Here is a 24,418-nt window from a genome sequence, read left to right as displayed (position 1 = left end):
GACGGGCAGTTTACAGGGTAGGGAGTGGTTGGTGTCCAGGCTAGCGACCATAAACCATCATGGTGGAGTTGGTGATGGCGAAGTCCGTGAACTGAACGCTGCCGATGCTTGTGCCACCCACCTTGAACACGGGCATGTCGATATCCGCCCGGAACTCAACCTCATGGATGGACAGGCCTTCCTTGCCAGAGGCGGCACTGGTTCCCCGGGAGAGTTTTGCCGTCGCACTGGCCATGCCGAAATGCCCCAGCGTATCGTCGCCCCGGCGGTTATGAATCTGCAGCCCCTCGATACCCACGGCGGCAAAGTTGAACAGCAGAATCACATCTGCGGCATCCCAGTTCAGGCTGCCGTTGGTAATCTCGAAATGAGTATCCAGCTGCAGCTCAGAGCCGGACACCTCATTGCCATTGGCCAGAGTGCGGGTGGAACTGCCTCCGTTACGAATCACCAGATCCGTCGGCCCAATATACCCTTGCAGCAGGATGTTCGAGAACAGAGTGGCCGTCCCCCCGGTACCGGTGCTGGTCACACTGTCCGCCGCCAGTTCAAAGTCGACCGCCCGCAGGTAGTCGTCCAGACTGGACGGGTCGCCATAGTCCGTCGCACCCAGGTGCATCACCAGATCACCGCTATTGAACTGCTTGCCAAAAGAGCCCGCGACAGAATACTTCGCCAGAGCATCGGCCACATCCGGATTGCCCGGGGCCAGCAACCCGGCATTGGCGCGACGGGCAATCTCCGAAAACCCGTGCTCCAGCACCTCCCCATCGCCGGCAATATCGATGGTCAGCTTCATGTTGTCCAGCACCGTATCGTTCTGCCCGGACAAGCGCAGACCGTTCACATTCAGCGAACCCTCATCAATCCAGCTGAACCGGTCAATGCTGAGCTTGGTTTCCAGCTCAATCGTCACCCCCGCCTGGCCGGTAACGCCAGACAGCGCACCATCCCCCATCGGCCTGAACTCCGCCAACGCAGGCAGCGGAAGAGCCAGGGCGAGCACCCAGAGCGAGAGTGTGGAAGACGTGGTACTTCGACAACAGGCAAGTGACAGAGTCATGGTGGCCCCAAAAGACTGGTTTATTGTTTTTGGCGGAGAGCGTTAAAGCACTCCCCGGGCCGCAGGGGGACAGCACAACCAATGCAGCAAAAGTTTTGGTTTGTTACAGACTGTTACGATAGGCGTGGAAAGCTGAAAGGTCTGTGAGACTGTTCACAACAAAGAGCGGAAAATATCTGAAGAGTTGCGGGCGATGCGGGTAGGAGCACCTTCCAGAACACGCTGTGAATACATCCCTGTACGCTCGGCTCCGCCCTTTGGCGCTTATTGCTCCTGCGTCGCGCCAAAGGTCCGGGGCAAGCCCTCCATGGCTTGCCCGTGAAGTGCTTCGCACTCCACCCATGGCTCCGCACGGTTCTGGAAGGTGCTCCTACCCGCATCGTCTCCACCCAAGTCAGGAAGCCAAGGCCTGCTGAATCAAAGACTTCTGATGCTCCGCAAACTCCCGGATTAAAGCCTGCGCCTTAACCGAATCCCGCGTCAGAACCGCCTGCGGAAGATTGGCAAAAAACTCACTGGTCTGGGCAAGACCTCTGCGGTAGCGATCAGCACTGAGGTAATAAGCACGGCTAACCGCCGGTTTGAAGTTTGACAGAGCCTCCGTGAGATAGGGATTATCGACCACCTCGCAGCAGACCTCCATTACATTAAAGCTCGCCTCCACCACCGCCGTAATATCGGTAGACGGGCGCTTCATCTGCGCTATAACCTTGCTCACCGCCTCCAGCATCCCGGGCTTATCGCCCTCCTGCCAGCGCTCACACAGCCGGGTGGCCAGCATCATCAGCAAATGCATATATACATCGTACAGCTCGGAGGCGTGGGTGGCGTCCAGCCGGGTTGCCGAGGCGCCTTTGCGGGGCGTGATCTCCACCAGATGCCAGCGTTCAAGGGCATACAGGGCTTCCTTCACCGAGGCCCGGCTCACCTTCAGCTCGCCGGCGAGGGTGACCTCCTGAATCCGCTCACCCGGGCGAATCTGCCCGGTCATGATCCGCTCTGCCAGGTAATTGGCAATCTGCTCGGCCAGGGTGTTGGGCGCCTGAAAATCCATAAAGGTTCTCTGAACAGGTCGTAAAAACCGGTTGGTCCCTGAGGTTGTCGGGCCGGCGTGGGAGTCTGTGTGCATGAGTTTATCACAGCCTCTGAATCCGGTAGCGACAACACTTTGATCCGGCAGGGAGCATCAGTTGGTTTCGTAAGTCCCGGTTCTTTTTTCCGAACTTGAAATCCCCCTGAAACGCAATCAGGTATAATGGTTAAATCCTGCGAAAAAAGGGAAAACCAAAATGCCCAAGCATTTCGAACAGGCCCCCGGCCTATACGACGCCCCCGTTCCCGAAACCGAAGGTTATATATTCAACCAGACCATGATGCGCATCAAGGAACCCGAGCGCTCCATGGACTTCTACACCCGGGTGATGGGCATGCGCCTGGTGCGCAAGCTGGACTTCCCGGAAATGAAGTTCACCCTGTATTTCCTCGGTTACCTGGACGACCGCCATGCCGCCCTGGTGCCACACGACGACGCCTACCGCACCACCTATACCTTCGGCCGTGAAGCCATGCTCGAGCTGACCCACAACTGGGGCACCGAAGACGACAACGGTTTTGCCTACCACAATGGCAACGACGAGCCCCAGGGCTTCGGCCATATCGGCGTTGCCGTTCCGGATGTGTACGCCGCCTGTGATCGCTTCGAAAAGCTCGGTGTCGAATTCGTGAAAAAGCCGGACGACGGCAAGATGAAAGGCCTGGCCTTTATCAAGGACCCGGACGGCTACTGGATCGAAATCCTGCAGCCGGACATGCTCGAAAAGCAGCGCAAGGAAGATTGATGCGCCTCAGTCCGCGCCGGCCTTCTGGCCGGCGGCGGGCTTGCTGCCATACCGGGATGCGACAATCACCGCCGCGGTCAGGATCAGCGCGCCGGTAACGCCGATAGGCCCCAGTATCTCCTCCAGGAACACCCAGGCCAGCAGGGCCACGAACAGGGGTTCCAGGGTCACAATGATACTGGAAAGCGTCGCCGGTGTGGTTTTCATGCCGCTGAAGAAACTTACATAGCCAATGCATGTCGGCACCACGCCGATGTAGCCCACCATCAGCCAGTGCCTGAGTTCCAGGCTTGCCAGTCCCTCGAATCCGCCACTGATTGCCACCACCGGCAACAGGATCAACGCTGCGGTAAAGAAACAGATAAACGCAGTGGTAAATACCGGGGTGCCGGCCGAGCTGTAACGGCTGGTCAGGGTAAAGCCGGTGTACACCACGGCAGCCAGCAGCGCCATCAGAATGCCGGCAAGGCGAAGTGTGCCACTGGTGTCCATATCACTGAGCACCAGCATGGCGGTACCCGCAATAGCGGCAATCAGGGACAATACCGTCAGTAGCCCGGGTTTTTCGCCCAGCAGTGGTGCCGCCAGAAGGGCGATCAGTACCGGCGGAAGGCAGAGTGCAATCAGAGTGGCAATGCCGGCACCGGTGAGGTCGACAGCAAGCAGGTAGCTGCCCTGGTAGAAAGCCTGGAACAGCCCCAGCGCCGCCAACGGCAGCAACGTTCCGGGAGGCAGGCTTCGCAGCGAACCGCCGGCCACCCTCGCGCCGGGATTGGCTTTCTCAAGCCGTGTCTGCTCCCGCCGCATCAGCAGCCAGAAAAACGGCAACGCCACCGCCAGCCTCAGAAAGCCCAGGGTGATGGCCTGAAGGTCAGTGCCGGTAAACAGGAATTTCGCAACAATGCCCGTGGTCGCCCAGAGCAGGGCGGCCAGGGCGATCAGCAGGGCGCCTCGGATCATTCAATAATCAACACAATCAGCTCTTTGGGACCGTGAACACCGTAAGCAAGGGTTTGCTCAATGTCGGCGGTTTTCGAGGGGCCAGAGATTAACAGGGCATTGGTCGGCATGCCAGAGGACCAGTTCTGGGCCTTCATCGCTTCGTGGAAGGTTGTGTAGAGTTCCGGGGCTTTGAGGATGGCAATGTGTACCGGCGCGACCAGGCTCATCAGCCGTGGCTCGTCCACCGTTGGCCACAGGATCAGCGAGCCGGTCTCGGCAATGCCGCCGCGGGTGGAAGTAATGCTCGCATCCACTTCATAGAACAGATGCGCCTGCCAGCTTTCGATGGGCTCGTCATAGATCAGCAGTTCCGGCAGATCGTTACGGCCGGCGCTGCGCAAGGACTGGCCAATCTCATGGGCTTTAGCAACCAGCAGGTTGCGGGCGCCCCGGGAGGCCAGGATTTCAGCAAGGCGATCCATCCAGCTGTCTTCGGTGCAATGGTGAACCTCGCCATGCACCGATTCGATCATCTTCTCGAACCGCTCGACACGCTCCGTGGTGGACCAGTCCGGCCTCTCGAGTACCGAAAAATCGCACTCCGGCACCGTCAGCGCGCCGCCGGTCCGGTTGCGCAGGCGTTGCAGAATCGTTTCCCGGGAACTCATTGGCCACGCTCCTTCATCCGTTGGTGCAGGGTTTTGGCAGCCAGCTTTGGCGCCGTCCGGCAGTTGGTCCAGGCGCCGGCACTGGCAGGCTGCAACGCCCGCAGCTTGCTGGCGGCGGCGGTGCCAAGCCGGTAAACGCCCGGGCTGGCGTGCATCCAGGCCCAGCCTTTCCAGATCATTGCTTCTATGGCGCTGCGTTTTGCGCCATGGCCACGCACCTTGGCCGGGTGCAGCTTGTCGCCATCCACGGATTCCTGGCGCAGGCGCACCAGCAGGTCCGGAATGGGGATTTTGACCGGGCAGACTTCGCCACAGGCACCACACAGGCTGGAGGCGCTGGGCAGGTGACGGCCCTCGTCCAGGCCAATCAGGTGTGGCATCAGAATCTTGCCGATAGGGCCCGGGTAAGTGGTGCCGTAGGCGTGGCCGCCAATGCGGGTATACACCGGGCAGTGATTCATACAGGCGCCGCAGCGGATGCAGCGCAGGGTGTCCAGCAGCTCGTCATCCTGGTAGATGGACGACCGGCCATTATCCACCAGCACCAGATGAACTTCCTCGGGGCCGTCCAGCTCTTCTGCCTTGCGCGGGCCGGAGATCATGTTGAAGTAGGTGGTGATGTGCTGGCCCGTGGCAGAGCGTGTCAGCAGGGCGAGCAGGGCCGAGACGTCTTCCATGCTCGGTACCACTTTTTCAATGCCGGTTACCGCAATGTGGCAGGGCGGGACGGTGGTGGTCATCCGGCCGTTGCCTTCGTTCTCCACCAGGCACAGGGTGCCGGTTTCCGCCACCGCAAAGTTGACGCCAGACACCCCCACATCCGCGTTCATGAACTTTTTCCGCAGCTGCTGGCGGGCGCTGGCGGTGAGGTATTCCACATCGTTGGAGAGATCCGTGCCGGTCTTTTCGTGCATCAGCTCGGAGATCTCGCCGGTGTTCTTGTGAATGGCTGGCATGATGATGTGCGAGGGCGTCTCTCCGGCCAGCTGCACAATGTATTCGCCCAGATCCGATTCCAGGGCTTCGATACCCTGTTCCTCCAGGTAATGGTTCAGTTCCATTTCCTCGGAGACCATGGACTTACCCTTGATCACCGTCCTGGCATCCCGGGCCTTGCAGATATCCCGCACAATCCGGCAGGCCTCGTCGCCGTCCACCGCCCAGTGAACCCTGATGCCGTTTTCTGTCAGCTTTTTCTCAAGCTGTTCCAGCAGGTCCGGCAGGTTGGCCAGGGCCCGCAGGCGAACATTGGCACCGAGATCCCGAAGGGTTTCCAGATCCCAGCCTTCGAACGCCGCTTTGCGTTTGGCCATCAGCCCGTCCATGGCGCTGCGGAAGTTCTTGCGGATCTTGGGGTTGTGGATGGCCGCCTGAGCGCGGGGGTGGAACTGTTTTGCATCGATGTGATGGTCAGTGTGTTCGGCTGTTTCGCTCATGACTATTGCTCCCCTTTGCCCTGGGTACGCGCCCACAGGAAACTGAGAATGTGCTGGCCTTCAACCGGCTTGTGGTTCTTCTCGGCGTAGCCGGCAATGTTCACCAGGCAACCGCAATCGGTGGTCACGAACTGTTTGGTGCCGGTTTCTACCAGCGCATCCACCTTCTCGCTGACCATGGCCCCGGAAATTTCCGGGTGGCGGATTGCAAAGGTGCCACCGAACCCGCAACACTCCTCCGGCCGCACCTGTTCCACCAGATTCACGTTCTTCAGCTGGCCCAGCAGTTTTGGCCCCACTTCCGCCACGCCCATTTCACGGCGGGCCGAGCAGGAGGTGTGCATGGCCACGGTGGTGGGCTCGCCCAGGTCTTCCAGCTTGATGTGGCACACGTTCAGCAGAAAATCGGTCAGCTCCCAGACCCGCCCGGCAATACCGGCGGCCTTGACCTCATCGGTGGTGTCCTTGAACAGGGCCGGGTAATGCTTGTGCATCATGCCGCCGCAGGAACCGGAGGGCACCACGATGGGCCAGTCCTCGGGAAACAGGTCCAGCTGTGCCTTGGCGACGGCACGGGCTTCGTCGTGGTAGCCGGACGTATAGGCGGGCTGGCCGCAGCAGGTCTGGTTTTGCGGAAACAGCACCTGAATGCCTTCCCGCTCCAGCAGCTCCACACCGGCAACGCCTGCATCCGGGTAGAACATGTCCACCAGGCAGGTGCCGTAGAAATAGACTTTGGCAGGTTTTGACGGGTAAACCTTGATGGGATCACTCATGTTCCGACGCTCAACCGTTTGGAATTGTTATCCAGTAATAATAGGGTGGCGCGTGCGGTCTTGCCAGACGACTTTAGGGGCAGGATTGCAATGGCGGGGCAGAGTGGTCGGGCAGCGGCAGAAAACCCCTGCCCGAGGGGATTATTTGACGGTCAAACGCTCTGCGTTCTTTTCAACCGTGCGTTCGCCAATGCCTTTTACCTTGGCGAGGTCAGCGGTTACGGCGAAAGGGCCATTGGCTTCCCGGTAGGCAACGATGGCTTCGGCCTTGCCCTGGCCAATGCCGTTCAGGCTGGCGAGTGCGGCCACGTCTGCGGTGTTGATGTTGATGGTGGCTTCTTCCGCGTAAGCAAAGCCGGTAACAAGGCTGAACAGCAGAACGAGGGTGGCGAAAAGCGGTGTGCGTTTCATGGGTATGAGCTCCTGAGGCTAACTTGCGTTATTGGTGTTGTGCCAGGGAGCGAAGCAGCAGAAACGAAATGTAAGAAGAGAAGCAGAAATGTCCGGTAGGCAGAAAAGTGCACGGACGGGACCACGTTCCCTGTGACCCCCGATTCCGTGGCTGACCCCTGCCTGTTCCTTCAGGCGTGCGCATCATCCTGACTGAGCGCGTCTTCCTTGTGGTCATCCCTGCAAGCCCTGATCCCTCGGGCAACCCCTCATCCGTGGAGTTGTCATCCTTGAGCCAACATTCCTTGCTGGCTTGTCCTCCCTGACACTGACCATTCTACCGGGACTGGAATTTGTACCTATCGGAGAATCGCTCCGAAGATTGTGCGACATGTCTTACAGTTTTGTAAGCAAATATGGGGTCAGATGAAAATGGGGTCAGATGAACTTTCATCTGACCCCATTTTCATCTGACCCCAAGTTCAACGGGTTTCTGCCGGTGCGCCTCGGCCGCCTCCCGGATTCGCTCCATGGTGATTTCCCGAACCGCCTTCTGGCTGATGCGGATATGCCGGGTTAGCCGGTCCGCGGCCTCACTGGCCATGCCATTCCGCAAGGCCTCCAGAATCGAGGCGTGCTCGATATAAGTGGCATCCACCCGATCATCCCGGGTAAAGTCCAGCCGCCGGATAATCCGCAGCCGGTCGGTAATCTCCCGGTGAATCCGCGTCATCTCCCGGTTGCCGGCAGCGGCCACCAGATCACAATGAAAACTCTCATCCAAAGCCCGAACGGTACTGCCTACCGCCCGTTCGGAGGGGTGGTCCGGGTTCCAGATCGCGGTTAATGTCCGCAGCGCCGGCGGCTCCTCATCCAGGCCGCAGATCTTGTGCATGGCCGCCCGTTCCAGGGTAATCCGCAGGTCATACAGTTCCTCCACCTGCCGGAAATCAAACGGCTTCACCTGCCAGCCACTGCGAAACAACACTTCCACGTAGCCTTCCTGCTGCAACCGGTAAAGCGCCTCCCGAACCGGGGTCCGGCTGGCATCCAGGCGCGTTCCCACATCGCCCTCGCTGAATTTGTCACCGGGGATCAGGCGGAACTCAAAGATGTCGTCCTTCAGGGCTTGGTAAACCCTGTCTGCCATGGACTCTTTTCTTTTGGTGTTAGTTGCCATTTTCTTTCCCTTATTTGCGGGAGGCTTCTGTTTTTGGTGTTCGTCGCTGGGCCGGATGGTGGGGTGCGGGTTTCAAAAAGACGCCGTGAACCCATCCATGGGGGCTTGATCGCAGCATCCCTGCTGCTCACACTTTTTGAAACCCGCACCCCACCACCGGCTGTACTCCAGAACAAGAGGCCAGAGAGGCAAAACTCCGAGGCCCCTATTAAGCCTAGATCTTGATGCTCAACAAAGGCTCCCCGGGAGTCACGGCCTTGCCGGGCTGCACGTGCATGGCACTGATCTCCCCGGCAAGGGTCGCATTCACCTCGAACTCCATTTTCATCGCCTCGACAATCATCAGCGGATCACCTTCAGCCACCGTATCCCCGGGTTTGACCAGACACTTCCAGATATTACCGGCAATCTCCGCACTCACCAGCTCGCCGAATTTCTCCAGGCCGGAGAGATCCGCTTTCGGCGGCGCTTTGGCCAGTCTATCCAGTTCGTCGGTTTCGTTGTCCTTCCAGCGGGCGATTTCTTTAGCGTAGGCCGCCTGCTGCATCTTCCGGAAGTCGGCGATGGAACCGGCGTTGGCGTCGAGGAAGGCCTGGTGGGATTTCAGGTCGAAGGTTTCTTCCTCGATTTTCACCGTCAGCTGGCCGGCGCGGAACTGGTCTCGCATTTCGTCCAGCTCGGCTTCGGTAACCGGGTAGTAGCACACCTGGTCAAAGAACCTCAGCAGCCAGGGGGTGCCCAGGTAAACGTCGCCAAGGCCGAGCACCAGGTATCGGGCCGAAAACAGAATGTCGCGGACGGCCTCGCGGCTCGGCAGGCCATTGATGCGTTGCATGAAGTCGACGTTGTTGGGCAGCCAGGGTGCGGTATCGCGCACGGACTGGCGGTATTTGTCCACCGCTTCGAGAGTCGCGCTGTCTTCGAAGGCCATGGGCAGGTGGATAACCCGGCTGCGGACTTTCAGTTCGTCTGTGGGCGGCAGGGTGGCTTCCAGGTCCAGCAGGTATTCCATCAGCGCATGCTGCGGCAGGATACGAGCGTCGTACCTCAGCTGCAGGGAGCGCACACCGGGGGAGAGTTCCAGCAGGCCGGCCGGCTGCACGTCGGCGATGGCTTCCATCAGGGCGTGGATGCGCAGGCGGAAGCCCAGGTCCATCACGTTGGGGCCGTATTCCAGCAGGATGTACTGGTCGCCGGCCTGGCGGTAGGAGACTTCCGGGCGGCCGTCGGTTTCTTCCAGGTGGGCAAGGATGGTGGCGGAAAGGCCGTTCAGCGGTGCCAGGTCTGGCTTGGCCAGATCCACCGCCGGCGGCGCCATCAGACTCTTGATCGCCAGTTCCTGGCGTTCGGAGAGTTTCACGGCGGTGTCGTTTTCTATTGAGACAAAACGGATAGTATCGCCGGGTTTTACCTGGCCGACTTTCCACAGCTCCGCCTTGGCGATGGTCACCGGGCACACAAAACCACCCAGGCTTGGGCCGTCCTTGGTCAGGATCACGGGCATGTCGCCGGTGAAGTTGATGGAGCCGATGGCGTATTCACAGTCGTGGATGTTGGAGGGGTGCAGGCCCGCTTCGCCGCCGTCGGCGCGGGTGAACTCCGGCTTGGGACCGTTCAGGCGGATGCCCAGGCGGTTGGAGTTGTAGTGCACCTCCCAGTCCTGCTCGAAGAACTTCTCGATGGACGCTTCGGTGAAGAAATCCGGGGCGCCGTGGGGGCCATAGAGCACGCCGATTTCCCAGTGGTCCGGGTAGTCCGGGATCAGGTCCGGGTCCGCCGGGGCCGCCGGGGCCGGGTCGTGTGTGGGTGCGGTGGTGGTGCAGGCGGGCAGGTTGACCTGGCCGGCTTTCACGGTGATGGGTTTCCAGAACTCCACCGGCTTGTTGTCCAGGGTGGCACTCATCCCGGTCGGCGTCGTAGATGTATTCCACGGTGCCAGCGGAGCGGTAATTCACCGACTGGCCGAGGGCGACGGCGGCATCCAGCATCTTCTGGCGGGTGGCCGCCGGCAGGTTCGGGGCCGGGGTTTCCTCCACCACTTTCTGGTTGCGGCGCTGCAGGGAACAATCCCGTTCGCCCAGGGCAACCACATTGCCTTCGCCATCCCCGAATATCTGGACTTCCACATGGCGGGCCCGGGCGATGAAGCGCTCCAGGAACACGCCGCTGTCGTTGAAGAAGCTCTGGCCCTGGCGGCGCACGGTTTCAAAGGCATCCCGCAGTTCGCTCTCGCTGTTGCAGCGGGTCAGGCCGATGCCGCCACCGCCGGCGGTTTCCGCCAGTTCCCGGGCCCGGTGCTTCAGGCCGAATTCACGCATCTGGTCCGGGGTGGGGCCGACAAAGGCAATGCCGTCGGCCTCGCAGGCCTCCGCGAAGTCGGCATTCTCGGAGAGAAAACCATAACCCGGAATAATTGCTTCAGCGCCGGTGTGCTTGGCGGCCGACAGAATCTGGGCCTTGTCCAGATAGGTTTCACTGGCGCCGTTGCCGGTCAGGGCAACCGATTCATCGGCCAGGGTCACGTGCAGGCTGTGGCGGTCCTGATGGGAATAGACGGCAACACTGCCAACACCCATGACCTTGAAGGTGCAAATGGTGCGGACCGCGATTTCGCCTCGGTTGGCGATCAGTACTTTGGTAAACATAGAGGTTTCTCCCCTTGTGAACGTGGGGTCAGATGAAAACGGGGTCAGATGAAATGTTCATCTGACCCCGTTTTCATCTGACCCCATTTTCAGCCGTCACAAACGCGCGCCAGCCGCCGAATTCGGTGACATCCCGGGCGCCGTCGAAGCCGTAGCCTTCACAGATAAAGCCGTTCACCCAGCGGCCATCGGCCAGTTCCACATTGCCGATGCCCAGCGGTGCCGGGATCAGATCCACAAAGGAGCCGAAGGCCGAGGCGGGCATTTCCCAGACTTCCACGATGATTTCCTCGCCTTTTCCGTCACCCCCGCCAGCGGGCACCCGCTTCAGTCCGGGCTTGGGCGGGGTGGTGTTGGGCAGGGCGTACAGCCGGTAGTTGGCGGAGGTGGTGGTTTGCTCCAGAAGTACCGAGAAGCGCTCGGTCAGTTGGGTGTTCAGGGGCATGCCGCTGAGGTGAGCGCCGACTACGGCCACCTGCACGGTGGGGGTGGAAATGGCGGCGCCGGGCGTTTCTTCGGGGCGGTCTTTATCGGTGGCGCCCAGAGTTGTGGGGTGGGCATTCAGCCACTGGCAGGCCAGGCGTTGCAGTTCGGTGTCTTTCCAGGCGCCTGAAATAAGCGTGACGCCGAAGGGCAGGCCGTCGTCGCGGAAGCCGGCGGGAATGGCCAGGGCACTCATGTCCGCCAGGTTCACGAAATTGGTGTAGGTGCCCAACTGGCTGTTCAGGGTGACCGGGTCTGCGTTCACCGCCTCAATGGTGGGCGCCGTGGGGGCGGTGGGCACCAGCAGGGCGTCCACATCGGCCAGCAGTTCATCAATCTGGCGTTCCAGCTCTTCTTTCCGGTATTGGGCCTTGAAAGTATCCGTGGCGCTGAACTTGCCGGCGTTACTGATGATGTCTTTGACCACCGGGTTCATGTCATCGGCGTGGCTGGCCATGAACGCTTCCACGGCGGCGTGGCGCTCGGCCACCCAGGGGCCCTCATAGAGCAGCGCCGCCAGTTCTAGCATGGGGCTGAAATCCATGGGAACCAGCTCCACATCCAGCCCGCGCCACCGGCTGATGGCGGTATTCCAGGCCGCTTCGGCCTGCTGGTCACCGAACCATTCGGGATGCTCCGGAATGGCCAGTTTCCTGATGGGCCCGGGCCGGCGAAGGGCGGGTCCGTCCAGGGGCAGGGCGTAAGGTGCCTTGCGGGAGAAAGCATCACCGGCGTCAAAACCGGCCATGGCATCAGCCACCAGCCCGGCATCGTTCACCGTGAGTGTAAAAATGGATACGCAATCCAGGGATCGACAGGCCGGCACTACACCGCGAATGCTGAACAGGCCCTTGGTCGGCTTCAGACCTACCAGATTGTTCAGCCCCGCAGGGACCCGGCCGGAGCCTGCGGTGTCGGTGCCCAGCGCAAACGGCACCAGGCCGCGAGCCACCACCGAGGCGGAGCCGGAGCTGGAACCGCCGCTCACTACTTCCGGTTTGAAGCTGTTTGGCACTGCGCCATAGGGAGAGCGGGTGCCCACCAATCCGGTCGCGAACTGGTCCAGGTTGGTCTTGCCGATCACCACCGCGCCGGCGGCCTTCAGGCGGGCAATGGTGCTGGCGTCGTCTTCCGGGTTGTAGGCAAAGGCGGGGCACGCGGCCGTCGTCTCAAAGCCCCTGGCATCGATATTGTCTTTCGCGGCGAACGGAACGCCATAAAGCGGCAGTGCGTTCCTGTCGCCACCGGCGGCTTCCAGGGTCTGTTCCAGTTCCGTCAGGGCCGTGGCCAGGCCGTTGCCATCCAGCAGGGAAATCCAGGCGACATCCGTGGTATCCAGCCCGGTCAGCAGCTCACCCAGCAGTGAGGCCGGCGTAGCGCCTTCGCTATAGGCGTTCTGCCAGTCCTTTATGGTCCATCCGAGAGTTGCAGGCATTGGTCGTCCTCATGTGCGTTATCAACTTGTATACATGTGGAATGGCAATGCCTGTGCCATTTGCGGGAATTTCTTGATAATCCAATAAAAACAGATGGTTAGTATTTATTGGCTGGAAAGAGCTCAACCCATGCCCGCCCAACGGCGGTGCGGGCGCACCAAAACTGAACCGGAAAACAGGGTTTGGAGGGTGGCCGAAGAATACCTGGCGGCGCTATTGCGACTTGTATACTAGATAACTGATTGTTTTAGATGGATACGCAGGGAATGTGGAACAGCAGATGCAAAGGCCGTGGTGCGTTTCAAGGCGAACTGCACCCTCGAATTCAAGACCCAACTAAAGAAAAGGACGCACAACATGAGCCTCAAAAAACACGTGAAACTGGGCCTCTCCGCACTCGCACTTTCCATTTCCTTTAATTCCGTGGCGGCGGACGATCCCATCAAGGTGGGCATTCTGCACTCGCTCTCCGGCACCATGGCGATCAGTGAAACCGTTCTGAAAGACACCGTTGAAATGCTGATCGAGCAACAGAACGCCAAGGGCGGTGTGCTTGGTCGCCAGCTCGAAGCCGTTGTGGTGGACCCTGCCTCCAACTGGCCGCTGTTCGCTGAAAAAGCCCGCGAACTGCTGGCCCAGGAAAAAGTCGATGTGATCTTCGGTAACTGGACCTCGGTGTCCCGTAAATCCGTACTGCCGGTGGTGGAAGAGCTGAACGGCCTTCTGTTTTACCCGGTGCAGTACGAGGGTGAGGAATCCTCCGAAAACGTCTTCTACACCGGCGCTGCGCCCAACCAGCAGGCGATTCCTGCGGTGAACTACCTGATGAACGAAATCGGCGTGGAGCGCTGGGTACTGGCGGGCACCGATTACGTCTACCCGCGTACCACCAACAAGATCCTTGAAACCTACCTGATGGATATGGGGGTGGCCAAGGAAGACATCATGATCAACTACACGCCCTTCGGTCACTCCGACTGGCAGAACATTGTGTCTGACATCAAACGCTTCGGTTCCGCCGGCAAGAAGACCGCCGTGGTTTCCACCATCAACGGTGACGCCAACGTGCCCTTCTACCGTGAGCTGGGCAACCAGGGCATCTCTGCCTCCGACATCCCGGTAGTCGCCTTCTCCGTGGGTGAGCAGGAGCTTTCCGGTATCGACACCGCGCCGCTGGTGGGCCACCTGGCCGCCTGGAACTATTTCATGAGCGTGGACAGCGACGCCAACTACGACTTTATCGACGCCTGGGTGGAATACACCGGCAAGGAAAATGCCGTTACCAACGACCCGATGGAAGCCCACTACATCGGCTTCAATATGTACATCGAAGCGGTCAAGAAAGCCGGCACCACCGACGTGGACGCGGTGAAAGACGCCATCATCGGCGTGACCGTGCCCAACCTCACCGGCGGTTACGCCGCCATGATGCCCAACCACCACATCACCAAGCCGGTGCTGATTGGCGAGATCCAGGACAACGGCCAGTTCTCCGTGGTCTGGGAAACCCCGTCTACCGTGGCCGGCGATGCCTGGTCTGACTACCTGCCGGGTTCACGGGACCTGATCGCCGACTGGCGCAAGCCGATGTTCTGCGGAACCTTCAACACCGCAACCGGCACTTGTGGCGCGTCTGCCGGCGAAATGGCGGCTGAAGCCGAGTAAGGCAGAATCGGTATGGCACCAGGGGCAATCGGGGGTGACTAAGCTGCCCCCCGGTTGTTGGCCCGCAACTCGCTTTCAACAGACAGGACACACTCATGGGCATCTTCCGATCGCTCACATTGCTGCTTTTTGCCCTGGTTGCCGTTATCACCCCGTTGTCGCTGCCCGCAGCGGCACAGGATAACGACCCCGGCAGAGACCTGCTAATCAACCTTGCCGAGGTGCCAGCCAGCAAGGTGGAAGAGGCGGTTAACGCCATCGTCAGCAGCGGTGACGAAAGAGCCAGGGGCTGGCTCGAAGCCTACGGAAACAACCGCCTGAGCCGGGTAAAAGACACAGGCGAGGTGGTACTGGTATTGAACAACCGGGGCCGGGACTGGGAAATCGCCAACCCGCTGACCGGAGAGAACATGGGCGAAATGTCCCGCCGTGAGCTGGACAGAGTCGCTATCAACAACCGAATTCGGGGCCAGCTTGAAGGCATACTCGCCATGCTGGACCTGAATGCCCCGGACCCGGACGTGCGTGAAGCCTCCGCACAGGAGATGATGGGCAAAGTGGATGCCTCACTGGTCGAGCCGCTGGAAGCACAGCTGGCGAAGGAAGAAAACGCCGCCGTGCGCAACCGCATTGAGGAGGCCCTGGCCATCTACCGGGTAGGCGAGGGCAACCTGGAGGCCGTGGAAGTGCTCGCCGGCAGCCTGCATCCCCGGGCCCGCGCCGCTTTGAACGAAGCCGTTCGCGGTGACAACGAGGCGCTGGCTCAACGTGCCGCCAAGGCCCTCGAAAGCATCGAACAGAAACTCAAACTGAACCGCGCCGCCGAGACCCTGTATTTCGGCCTGTCCCTCGGCTCGGTTCTGGTTCTGGCCGCCATCGGCCTGGCCATCACCTTCGGCGTGATGGGCGTGATCAACATGGCCCACGGTGAACTGATCATGCTGGGTGCCTACACCACCTGGGGCATGCAGCAACTCTTTCCCGGCCAGCCCGGCCTGGCACTGATCCTCTCGATTCCCGCCGGCTTCGTGGTGGCTGCCACCGCCGGCATCATCATCGAGCGCAGCGTCATCCAGTACCTGAAGGGGCGCCCCCTGGAAACCCTGCTGGCCACCTTCGGCATCAGCCTGATCCTGCAGCAGCTGGTGCGCACCGTGATCTCCCCCCAGAACCGCACCGTGGTCACTCCGGACTGGATGAGCGGTTCCCTGGTGATCAACGATGCACTCTCGCTGACCCTCAACCGCCTGTACGTACTGGCGTTTGCGCTGATTGTCTTCGCGGCACTGATGCTGATCATGCGCAAGACCCGCCTGGGCCTGGAAGTGCGCGCCGTTACCCAGAACCGCGCCATGGCCCGCTCCATGGGCATCCGGGCCACCCGGGTAGACATCATGACCTTTGCCCTGGGCTCCGGCGTTGCCGGCCTGGCCGGGGTGGCGCTGTCCCAGCTCACCAACGTGGGCCCGAACCTGGGCCAGAACTACATCATCGATTCCTTCATGGTCGTGGTGTTCGGCGGCGTCGGTAACCTCTGGGGCACGCTCATTGCCGGGCTCTCCCTGGGCACCATCAACCAGTTGCTTGAACCCTGGGCCGGTGCCGTACTCGCCAAGATCATTGTGCTGGTGTTCATCATCCTGTTTATCCAGAAACGCCCCCGCGGACTGTTCCCGCAAAAGGGCCGTGCAGCAGAAGGCTAAGGTATGTGGCTGACTAGACCTCTACGAGAGCGATCCACGCAAGTGTTTCTTGGGGTGCTGTTTGCGGCCCTGATGTTAGTGACCCTCCTCCACCTGTTCATGCCCCAGGACAGCGCCCTGCACGTGAGCGCCTACACGGTGACGCTGCTGGGCAAATACCTGTGCTACGCCCTGCTGGCGGTGGCGGTGGACCTGGTGTGGGGTTACCTCGGTATCCTCAGCCTGGGCCACGGCGCCTTCTTTGCCCTCGGTGGCTACGCCATGGGCATGTACCTGATGCGCCAGATTGGCGACCGGGGCGTCTATGGCGACCCGATCCTGCCGGACTTCATGGTGTTCCTGAACTGGCAGGAGCTGCCCTGGTTCTGGCAGGGTTTCGACATGGCCTGGTTTGCCTTCCTCATGGTGCTGCTGGCCCCTGGCCTGCTGGCACTGGTGTTCGGCTTCCTGGCCTTCCGCTCACGGGTAACCGGGGTGTACCTCTCCATCATCACCCAGGCGCTCACCTTTGCCCTCATGCTGGCCTTCTTCCGCAACGAAATGGGCTTCGGCGGCAACAACGGCCTGACCGACTTCAAGGACATTCTCGGCTTCAACCTGCGCACGGACGCCACCCGCCTCGGGCTGTTCATCGCCACCGGCATCGCCCTGGCCATTGGCTACGTGATCTGCCGGGGCATCGTGACCAGCAAGCTGGGCCGGGTGAGTGTGGCCTGCCGGGATGCCGAGGCCCGCACCCGCTTCCTGGGCTACCGGGTGGAACGGGTGCAGCTGTTCGTATTCGTGGTGTCCGCCATGCTGGCGGGCGTGGCCGGTGCGCTGTACGTGCCGCAAGTGGGTATTATCAACCCCAGCGAATTCTCGCCGCTGTTCTCCATCGAGATTGTGGTGTGGGTGGCTTTGGGCGGACGGGCTACACTCTATGGAGCCGTGATCGGCGCCATTCTGGTGAACTACGCCAAGACCGTATTCACCGGCGTAATGCCAGATGCCTGGCTATTCGCCCTGGGTGGTCTGTTCGTGCTGGTCACCGTGTTCCTGCCCAAAGGCATCGCCGGCTTGCTGTTCCGCAAAAAGAAAGCCGATGACAGCAGCAACACCCCCGCCGCGCAGGAGGCCACGGTATGAGCATTATTCAGGAACTGACCGACCGGGAACACGTCTTCGAATTCCTCACCCAGGTGAAGTCACCGGTGGACGTGCGCCACGGCCCCATCCTGTACCTGGAAGACGTAAACGTGAGCTTTGATGGCTTCAAGGCCATCAACAACCTCAACCTCACCATCGACGACGGCGAGCTGCGCTGCATCATCGGCCCCAATGGCGCGGGCAAGACCACCATGATGGACATCATCACGGGGAAAACCCGCCCGGACACCGGCTCGGTGTGGTTCGGCAGCCGCCACAACCTGCTCACCATGAACGAGCCGGACATCGCCTCCCTCGGCATCGGCCGCAAGTTCCAGAAACCCACGGTATTTGAAGCCCTCACCGTGTTCGAAAACCTGGAGCTGGCTATGGCGACGGACAAGCGGGTATTCCCCACACTGACCGCTGTGATGAAAGCCGAATACCGGGATCGCATCGGCGAAGTGCTGGAGATGATCGGCCTGGAGGCGCTGCGTGACAGGCTCGCCGGCATCCTCTCCCATGGCCAGAAGCAGTGGCTGGAAATCGGCATGCTGCTGATGCAGAAGCCGCGCCTGCTGCTGGTGGACGAACCCGTAGCCGGCATGACCGAACAGGAAATGGAACGCACCGCCGAACTGCTCACCAGCCTCGCCGGCAAGCAGTCGGTTGTGGTGGTGGAGCACGACATGGGCTTCGTGCGCTCCATCGCCCGCAAGGTCACCGTGCTGCACCAGGGCAGCGTGCTGGCGGAAGGTTCCATGGATCAGGTCTCCAACGACCCGGAAGTGGTCAAGGTGTATCTCGGGGAGGAGGCGTAATGCTGAAGATTGAAAAACTCAACCAGTACTACGGCGAGAGCCATACCCTCTGGGATCTGGATCTGGACGTGCCCCAGAGCCAGTGCACCTGCGTGATGGGCCGCAACGGCGTGGGCAAGACCACGCTGATGAAATGCATCATGGGGGAGGAAACCACCAAGAGCGGCCGCATTGAATTTGCTGGCGACGTGGAACTCACCAAAAAGAAAGTCGAAGACCGTTCTCGCCTTGGCATCGGCTACGTGCCCCAGGGCCGGCAGATCTTCCCGCTGCTGACCGTGGAAGAAAACCTGCGCACCGGCCTTGCCGTGCGCAAGGACGGCAGCAAGAAAATTCCCGAGCGGGTGTACGAGCTGTTCCCGGTGTTGAAAGAAATGCGCCACCGCCGGGGCGGTGACCTCTCCGGCGGCCAGCAACAGCAACTGGCCATCGGCCGCGCCCTGGTGATCGAGCCGCGCCTGCTGATCCTCGATGAACCGGGCGAGGGTATCCAGCCCAACATCGTCGCCCAGATTGGCGAGGTTATTCAGAGGCTGATCAAAGAAGACGGCCTGACCGTGCTTTTGGTCGAACAGAAACTCCCGTTCGCCCGCAAATACGCGGACCGCTTCGCCATCCTGGATCGCGGCCGCCGGGTGGCGGAAGGCGAGATTGCCGGGCTCACCGATGAACTCATCAAGAAGCACCTGACGGTATGACGGTCTTTCAGCACATCGAAGCCGCGAACGACTCCGGCCACCGCTTCGACGAGGGCCGGCGCTGGGCGGCATCGATCTCGCTGGGCTTCGACGTCCGCCCGGATGGCGACACCACCGCCACCCGCATGACCCACGTGCGTCATAACGGCCCGCTGAGAGTCCAACGTCCGTTCTACCCGGAAGGCCGCAACGGCTGCTGCCACGTGTACCTGCTGCACCCACCGGGCGGACTGGTCAGCGGCGATGCCCTGAGCATAGAAGCCCGGGTCGGCGAGGGCGCTCACACCCTGCTCACCACCCCGGCCGCCGCCAAACTCTACAAGGCCGACAGCCACGGCGTCGCCTGGGCCCAGCACACCAGTCTGAAAGTGGAGAAGGGCGGCACCCTCGAATACCTGCCCCAGGAAACCCTGGCCTTCGACGGCTCCCGGGGTGAACAGAGCACCACCATCGAACTGGCAGCCGGCGCTAAATGCATCGGCTGGGAAATCCTCGCCCTCGGCCGCCCGGCCAGCAAACTGCCGTTCATCTCCGGCCATCTGGAGCAGAAATTCCGCCTGCTGATGGATGGCCGCCCCCTGTGGCTGGAACGCCAGCCCATGGACCCGAACCACCCCAGATTCAAAGGCCACTGGGGCCAGGGTGGCGCCACGGTGCAGGCCACCCTCTGGATAGTTGGCCTGGACGACGAAGCCGGTGCCATCGAGGCAATACGCGAGCAATTATCCGAATCAAAAAACTGGGCCGTGACCAAGCGACGGGGAGTGGTGTTGCTGCGGTATCTGGGAAACGAAAGAAACGAAGCCTGGGGCATTTGTCAGCAAGCCTGGGAAGTGGTCCGGCCAATGCTGACTGGTCAATCTGCGGTGGTGCCCCGGATATGGCTGACCTGAATTTTTGTGCGGGAACAGGGCGGGGCAAACCGTCCGGGGCACGCTGTGAATACGTCCGTGTACGCTTGACGAAAACATCCGTGTTTTCGACATCCCCGGACGGTTTGCCCCGCCCTGTTCAGGAAATTATCAAGATAGCGCCGATGAACTCCATAGAAAGCGGAGAACAACAATGGAATTAACGCCCAGAGACAAAGACAAACTGCTGCTGTTCACCGCAGCCCTGCTGGCCGAGCGCCGCAAAGCCAAGGGCCTGAAACTCAACTACCCTGAAGCAGTAGCCCTGATCAGCGCCGAAATCATGGAAGGCGCCCGGGAAGGCCGCACCGTGGCTGAACTAATGACCGCCGGCACCGAAATCCTCACCCGAGACGACGTGATGGACGGCATCGCCGAAATGGTCGACGAAGTGCAAGTGGAAGCTACGTTCCCAGATGGAACGAAACTCGTCACCGTTCACAACCCCATCGTGTAAGGAGCGCGCCATGATCCCCGGTGAATACCAGCTCAAAGACGGCGACATCGAACTCTGCGAAGGCCGCGAACGCATCACCATCGAAGTGGCCAACACCGGCGACCGCCCGGTCCAGATCGGCTCCCACTACCACTTCGCCGAAGCCAACCCGGCGCTGGATTTCGACCGAGCCAAGGCGAGGGGGTACCGATTAGACGTAGCCGCCGGCACCGCGATCCGCTTCGAACCCGGCCAAAGCCGGGAAGTGACGTTAATCCCGTTTGCGGGTAGCCGAGAAATCTACGGTTTCCGAGCCGAAGTCATGGGAAATCTCGACTCCACGAAATGATCAGCAGGGCCGGTCGGGTAATCCCTTCCGGGAATGTGCGGAGCCATGGATGGCGGAGCCCAAGCGCCACATGGATGTGCCGCAAGGAGCGTTTCCCGGAAGGGATTGCCCGACTGGCCCAGGCACCCAAGTTAAAACGAGGGACAAGATGAAGATAACAAGACAAGCCTACGCCGACATGTACGGCCCAACCACCGGCGACCGCGTCAGACTCGGCGACACCGACCTGTGGGTCGAAGTGGAAAGCGACAGCACCCACTACGGCGACGAAGTAAAATTCGGCGGCGGCAAAGTCATCCGGGACGGCATGGGCCAGAGCCAGCGCGCCGACGACAGCGTGATGGACACCGTCATCACCAACGCCCTGATTCTCGATTGGTGGGGAATCGTCAAAGCCGACGTCGGCATCCAGAAAGGCAGAATCGCCGCCATCGGCAAAGCCGGCAACCCAGACATCCAGCCAGACGTAACCATCGTCATTGGCCCCGGCACCGAAATTATCGCCGGTGAAGGCAAAATCCTCACCGCCGGCGGCATTGACGCCCACATCCACTTCATCTGCCCCCAGCAGATCGAAGAAGCCCTGATGAGCGGCATCACCACCATGCTCGGCGGCGGTACGGGCCCGGCTACGGGCACCAACGCCACCACCTGCACACCGGGCCCGTGGCACATTGGCAAGATGCTCCAGGCGGTGGATTCCCTGCCCATGAACATCGGCTTCCTGGGCAAGGGCAACGCCTCCCTGCCGGAATCCCTGGAGCTGCAAATCCAGGCCGGCGCCATGGGCCTGAAACTCCATGAGGACTGGGGCACCACCCCGGCCAGCATCGACAACTGCCTCACCGTGGCGGACAAATACGACGTACAGGTGGCGATCCACACCGACACCCTGAACGAATCCGGCTTTGTGGAAGACACCCTGGCCGCGTTCAAGGAACGCTGCATCCACACCTACCACACCGAAGGCGCCGGCGGCGGCCACGCACCGGACATCATCACCGCCTGCTCCAAGGATTACGTGCTGCCGTCGTCCACCAACCCGACACGGCCCTACACCGTGAACACCATCGACGAACACCTCGACATGCTGATGGTGTGCCACCACCTGGACCCGAACATCCCGGAAGACGTCGCCTTCGCCGACTCCCGCATCCGCCGCGAGACCATCGCCGCAGAAGACATCCTGCACGACATGGGCGTGATCTCCATGATTGCCTCCGATTCCCAGGCCATGGGCCGGGTGGGCGAAGTGGTGTGCCGCACCTGGCAGACCGCCCACAAGATGAAGCAGCAGCGCGGCCTGCTGCCGGAAGACGAAGACCTGGGCGCCGACAACCTGCGGGCCAAGCGTTACATCGCCAAGTACACCATTAACCCCGCCATCACCCACGGCATCGCCCATGAAGTGGGCTCCGTGGAAGTGGGCAAGCTGGCAGACCTGGTGCTGTGGAGCCCGGCATTCTTCGGCGTGAAGCCCGCCACCATCCTCAAGGGCGGCATGATTGCAGCCGCACCCATGGGCGATGCCAACGCCTCCATACCCACACCACAGCCAGTGCACTACCGCCCCATGTTCGGCGCCTTCGGCAAAGCCGCCAGTGCCACCCGCCTGAGCTTTGTGAGTCAGGCTGCCATTGATGCCGGTATTGGCAAAGAGCTTGGCCTGGATAGCCCATTATCCGCCTGCAAAGGCGTGCGTGACGTGCGCAAGGGCGACATGAAATTGAACGACGCGTGTCCGCACATCACCGTGGACCCGCAAACCTACGAAGTGCATGCCGATGGCGAACTGCTCACCTGTGAGCCCGCCACCGAGCTGCCCCTGGCCCAGCGTTACCATCTCTTTTAGTCAATACAGCTCAAGGCTGCTCTGAGAGGAACAAACAGATGTTGGAACTGATTGAACGCATCGGCGACGTGAAATCCACCGGGATCGACACCAGCGAAATCCTGGACAACCTGATCCTGCCCTACGAGCTGCGCATTCGCGGCCGGCTGCGGGCCACCACCGAAACCAAAGTGGACGTGGGCCTGTTCCTCGATCGTGGCCCGGTATTGCGGGACGGCGACCTGCTGCAGGCCCGAACCGGCGAGATCGTGCGCATCCGCGCCGCCGCAGAGCAGGTAGTGACGGCCCGCATCGAATCCGGCCAGCCGCTGGCCCGCCTGTGCTACCACCTGGGCAACCGCCACGTTTCCCTCCAGATTGGCTCCGGCGGTGCCATCGGCGAAGACGAGCTTGGTAGTTGGGTGCGCTTCCCGCCGGATCACGTGCTGGAAGAACTGGCCGAACGCCTGGGCGCCACCGTGGTGCACCACACCGCCCCGTTTGATCCGGAGCCTGGCGCCTATTCCCAGGCCGGGCATTCTCATGGTCACAGTCACAGTCACGGCCACGGCCACAGTCATTCACACGATCACGACCACGGGCACAGCCATGGCCACAGTAAGAAACACACCCACTGAGGCCGCCACCCCGCAGGTGGACGACCTGGCCCTGCTGGGCCTGATGCAACTGGTCAGCCCCGCACTGCCCATCGGCGCCTTCGCCTGGTCACAGGGGCTGGAAAGCGCCTTCGAACTGGGCTGGGTCACCAACGAAGAACAACTCGGGGCGTGGCTGGAAGGCGTGCTGGAAGACGGCCTCAGCCGCTGCGAGCTGCCCCTGCTGGTGCGCCTGCAAAAGGCCTGGGCCGAAGGCGATGCCATTGCGCTGGCAAAGTGGAACGATTGGCTGCACGCCACCCGGGAAACCGCCGAACTGAGCGACGAAGACACCCGCCTTGGCGGCGCCCTCGTTACCCTGCTGCGCAACCTGGAACTGCTGCCCGAGCCACACCTGATTCCGGAAGAGCCCGGCTACATCACCATGTTCGCCTGGGCCGCCCATAAACGCTTTGTGCCGGTTCGCCAGACGCTGCTCGGCTTTGCCTGGGCCTGGCTGGAAAACCAGCTTGCCGTGGCCTGCAAGGCACTGCCCCTGGGCCACACCGCCGCCCAGCGCATTATCGAACGGCTGCGGCCGCAGCTGGCGGTGGCGGTAGACATCGCCCTGGAACGAAACGATCACGAACTCGGGCCCATCCTGCCGGGACTGGCGCTCGGAAGTGCCCTACATGAAACCCAGTATTCACGGCTTTTCAGAAGCTGAATAACAATTGAGGAGATCTGCCATGACACATTGTCTGAGAGTTGGCGTCGGTGGCCCGGTTGGTTCCGGTAAAACCGCCCTGTTGCGCCAGTTGTGCAAAGCCCTGCGGGACCACTACGACATCGCCGTGGTGACCAACGACATCTACACCCGGGAAGACGCCGACTTCCTCCTGCGCCACGAAGCCCTGGCCGCAGACCGAATCCTCGGCGTGGAAACCGGCGGTTGCCCCCATACCGCTATCCGCGAAGACGCCTCCATGAACCTGGCGGCCATCGACGACCTCCAGCGCCGCCATCCGGACCTGGAACTGGTACTGGTGGAATCCGGCGGCGACAACCTCTCCGCCACCTTCAGCCCGGAACTGAGCGACCTCACCCTATACGTGATCGACGTTTCCGCAGGCGACAAGATCCCCCGCAAAGGCGGCCCCGGCATCACCAAATCCGACCTGCTGATCATCAACAAGATCGACATCGCCGAACAGGTGCACGCCTCCCTCGATGTGATGGAACGGGACAGCAAGAAAATGCGCGGCGAACGCCCCTTCGTGTTCACCAACCTGTACGACGGGGTAGGGCTGGAGACGATCATCAGCTTCATTCTGGAGCGGGGGATGCTGCCGGAGCGGCGCCCTGAAAAACTGGCGGAAACCGCCTGAGCCAACCGACTTCGAACGACTTGAGAACCATCAGG

General features: G+C 61.2%; 23 protein-coding genes and 1 pseudogene. 13 read left to right on the top strand and 11 right to left on the bottom strand.

Annotated features, from left to right (window positions below; genetic code table 11):
- Positions 1–40: 40 nt before the first annotated feature.
- Both NLK58_RS08665 and NLK58_RS08660 read right to left on the bottom strand, forming a co-directional pair.
- Positions 41–1,063: a DUF6160 family protein gene (locus tag NLK58_RS08665; protein ID WP_341582526.1), complete on the bottom strand. Its 1,023-nt coding sequence runs from the start codon at positions 1,061–1,063 to the stop codon at positions 41–43.
- Between the two features lie 394 nt (positions 1,064–1,457).
- Positions 1,458–2,117: a GntR family transcriptional regulator gene (locus NLK58_RS08660; RefSeq protein WP_117618129.1), complete on the bottom strand. Its 660-nt coding sequence runs from the start codon at positions 2,115–2,117 to the stop codon at positions 1,458–1,460.
- Positions 2,118–2,352: 235 nt separating this feature from the next.
- Here NLK58_RS08660 and gloA point away from each other — a divergent pair, with 235 nt between their 5' ends.
- On the top strand, positions 2,353–2,901 hold the full coding sequence (gloA, locus tag NLK58_RS08655; RefSeq protein WP_341582525.1) for a lactoylglutathione lyase: 549 nt from the start codon (positions 2,353–2,355) through the stop codon (positions 2,899–2,901).
- Between the two features lie 6 nt (positions 2,902–2,907).
- Here gloA and NLK58_RS08650 read toward each other — a convergent pair whose 3' ends face one another.
- From NLK58_RS08650 to atzF, 9 genes and pseudogenes are all read right to left on the bottom strand, one after another.
- Positions 2,908–3,861: an EamA family transporter gene (locus tag NLK58_RS08650; RefSeq protein ID WP_341582524.1), complete on the bottom strand. Its 954-nt coding sequence runs from the start codon at positions 3,859–3,861 to the stop codon at positions 2,908–2,910.
- Entirely contained in the window at positions 3,858–4,511 is a 654-nt protein-coding gene (locus NLK58_RS08645; protein ID WP_341582523.1) for a lactate utilization protein, read from the bottom strand. The genes NLK58_RS08650 and NLK58_RS08645 overlap by 4 nt, the downstream gene beginning before the upstream one ends.
- Complete coding sequence (locus NLK58_RS08640; RefSeq protein ID WP_341582522.1) at positions 4,508–5,947, bottom strand: LutB/LldF family L-lactate oxidation iron-sulfur protein; 1,440 nt, start codon at positions 5,945–5,947, stop codon at positions 4,508–4,510. Before NLK58_RS08640 ends, NLK58_RS08645 begins: the two co-directional genes overlap by 4 nt.
- 2 nt (positions 5,948–5,949) lie before the next feature.
- Positions 5,950–6,723 carry a (Fe-S)-binding protein gene (locus NLK58_RS08635; protein ID WP_117618125.1) on the bottom strand — a complete coding sequence of 258 codons (774 nt, stop codon included), beginning with the start codon at positions 6,721–6,723 and terminating at the stop codon, positions 5,950–5,952.
- Positions 6,724–6,864: 141 nt separating this feature from the next.
- A complete protein-coding gene (locus tag NLK58_RS08630) occupies positions 6,865–7,134 on the bottom strand; it encodes a ComEA family DNA-binding protein (RefSeq protein ID WP_341582521.1) in 270 nt (89 codons plus the stop codon).
- A gap of 445 nt (positions 7,135–7,579) precedes the next feature.
- Positions 7,580–8,293, bottom strand: a complete 714-nt coding sequence (locus NLK58_RS08625) for a GntR family transcriptional regulator (RefSeq protein WP_117618123.1) — start codon at positions 8,291–8,293, stop codon at positions 7,580–7,582.
- Between the two features lie 214 nt (positions 8,294–8,507).
- Positions 8,508–10,196 carry a biotin/lipoyl-containing protein gene (locus NLK58_RS08620; RefSeq protein ID WP_341582520.1) on the bottom strand — a complete coding sequence of 563 codons (1,689 nt, stop codon included), beginning with the start codon at positions 10,194–10,196 and terminating at the stop codon, positions 8,508–8,510.
- A 58-nt stretch (positions 10,197–10,254) separates the two neighbouring features.
- Positions 10,255–10,938: pseudogene (locus NLK58_RS08615) on the bottom strand (biotin carboxylase N-terminal domain-containing protein); the annotation flags it as partial.
- A gap of 73 nt (positions 10,939–11,011) precedes the next feature.
- A complete protein-coding gene (gene atzF / locus NLK58_RS08610) occupies positions 11,012–12,856 on the bottom strand; it encodes an allophanate hydrolase (protein ID WP_341582519.1) in 1,845 nt (614 codons plus the stop codon).
- A gap of 358 nt (positions 12,857–13,214) precedes the next feature.
- Between atzF and urtA the strand changes: the two genes are divergently transcribed.
- The 12 genes from urtA to ureG all read left to right on the top strand — a co-directional run bounded on the left by urtA (position 13,215) and on the right by ureG (position 24,383).
- Positions 13,215–14,522 carry an urea ABC transporter substrate-binding protein gene (gene urtA / locus NLK58_RS08605; RefSeq protein ID WP_117618120.1) on the top strand — a complete coding sequence of 436 codons (1,308 nt, stop codon included), beginning with the start codon at positions 13,215–13,217 and terminating at the stop codon, positions 14,520–14,522.
- 95 nt (positions 14,523–14,617) lie between these two features.
- Positions 14,618–16,225, top strand: coding sequence for an urea ABC transporter permease subunit UrtB (gene urtB / locus NLK58_RS08600; RefSeq protein ID WP_341582518.1), 1,608 nt, complete (start codon positions 14,618–14,620; stop codon positions 16,223–16,225).
- Positions 16,226–16,228: 3 nt separating this feature from the next.
- Positions 16,229–17,353 carry an urea ABC transporter permease subunit UrtC gene (urtC, locus tag NLK58_RS08595; protein ID WP_341582517.1) on the top strand — a complete coding sequence of 375 codons (1,125 nt, stop codon included), beginning with the start codon at positions 16,229–16,231 and terminating at the stop codon, positions 17,351–17,353.
- The gene (gene urtD / locus NLK58_RS08590) at positions 17,350–18,174 is read left to right on the top strand and encodes an urea ABC transporter ATP-binding protein UrtD (RefSeq protein WP_117618117.1); all 825 of its coding nucleotides are present in this window, start codon (positions 17,350–17,352) and stop codon (positions 18,172–18,174) included. Before urtC ends, urtD begins: the two co-directional genes overlap by 4 nt.
- Entirely contained in the window at positions 18,174–18,872 is a 699-nt protein-coding gene (gene urtE, locus NLK58_RS08585; RefSeq protein ID WP_341582516.1) for an urea ABC transporter ATP-binding subunit UrtE, read from the top strand. The genes urtD and urtE overlap by 1 nt, the downstream gene beginning before the upstream one ends.
- Positions 18,869–19,765, top strand: a complete 897-nt coding sequence (locus NLK58_RS08580) for an urease accessory protein UreD (RefSeq protein WP_341582515.1) — start codon at positions 18,869–18,871, stop codon at positions 19,763–19,765. The genes urtE and NLK58_RS08580 overlap by 4 nt, the downstream gene beginning before the upstream one ends.
- A 172-nt stretch (positions 19,766–19,937) precedes the next feature.
- Positions 19,938–20,240, top strand: a complete 303-nt coding sequence (ureA, locus tag NLK58_RS08575; RefSeq protein ID WP_070964506.1) for an urease subunit gamma — start codon at positions 19,938–19,940, stop codon at positions 20,238–20,240.
- 10 nt (positions 20,241–20,250) lie between these two features.
- Positions 20,251–20,568: an urease subunit beta gene (locus NLK58_RS08570; RefSeq protein ID WP_117618114.1), complete on the top strand. Its 318-nt coding sequence runs from the start codon at positions 20,251–20,253 to the stop codon at positions 20,566–20,568.
- Between the two features lie 148 nt (positions 20,569–20,716).
- Positions 20,717–22,420 carry an urease subunit alpha gene (gene ureC / locus NLK58_RS08565; RefSeq protein ID WP_341582514.1) on the top strand — a complete coding sequence of 568 codons (1,704 nt, stop codon included), beginning with the start codon at positions 20,717–20,719 and terminating at the stop codon, positions 22,418–22,420.
- 38 nt (positions 22,421–22,458) lie between these two features.
- The gene (gene ureE / locus NLK58_RS08560; protein WP_341582513.1) at positions 22,459–23,037 is read left to right on the top strand and encodes an urease accessory protein UreE; all 579 of its coding nucleotides are present in this window, start codon (positions 22,459–22,461) and stop codon (positions 23,035–23,037) included.
- Entirely contained in the window at positions 23,009–23,722 is a 714-nt protein-coding gene (locus tag NLK58_RS08555; protein WP_341582512.1) for an urease accessory UreF family protein, read from the top strand. The genes ureE and NLK58_RS08555 overlap by 29 nt, the downstream gene beginning before the upstream one ends.
- 22 nt (positions 23,723–23,744) lie before the next feature.
- Positions 23,745–24,383 carry an urease accessory protein UreG gene (gene ureG / locus NLK58_RS08550; protein ID WP_117618110.1) on the top strand — a complete coding sequence of 213 codons (639 nt, stop codon included), beginning with the start codon at positions 23,745–23,747 and terminating at the stop codon, positions 24,381–24,383.
- The last annotated feature ends 35 nt before the right edge of the window (positions 24,384–24,418 follow it).

It is taken from the genome of Marinobacter metalliresistant, assembly GCF_038098645.1.
Lineage (GTDB): Bacteria > Pseudomonadota > Gammaproteobacteria > Pseudomonadales > Oleiphilaceae > Marinobacter > Marinobacter metalliresistant.
This window is presented reverse-complemented; position numbering and strand designations above follow the sequence as displayed.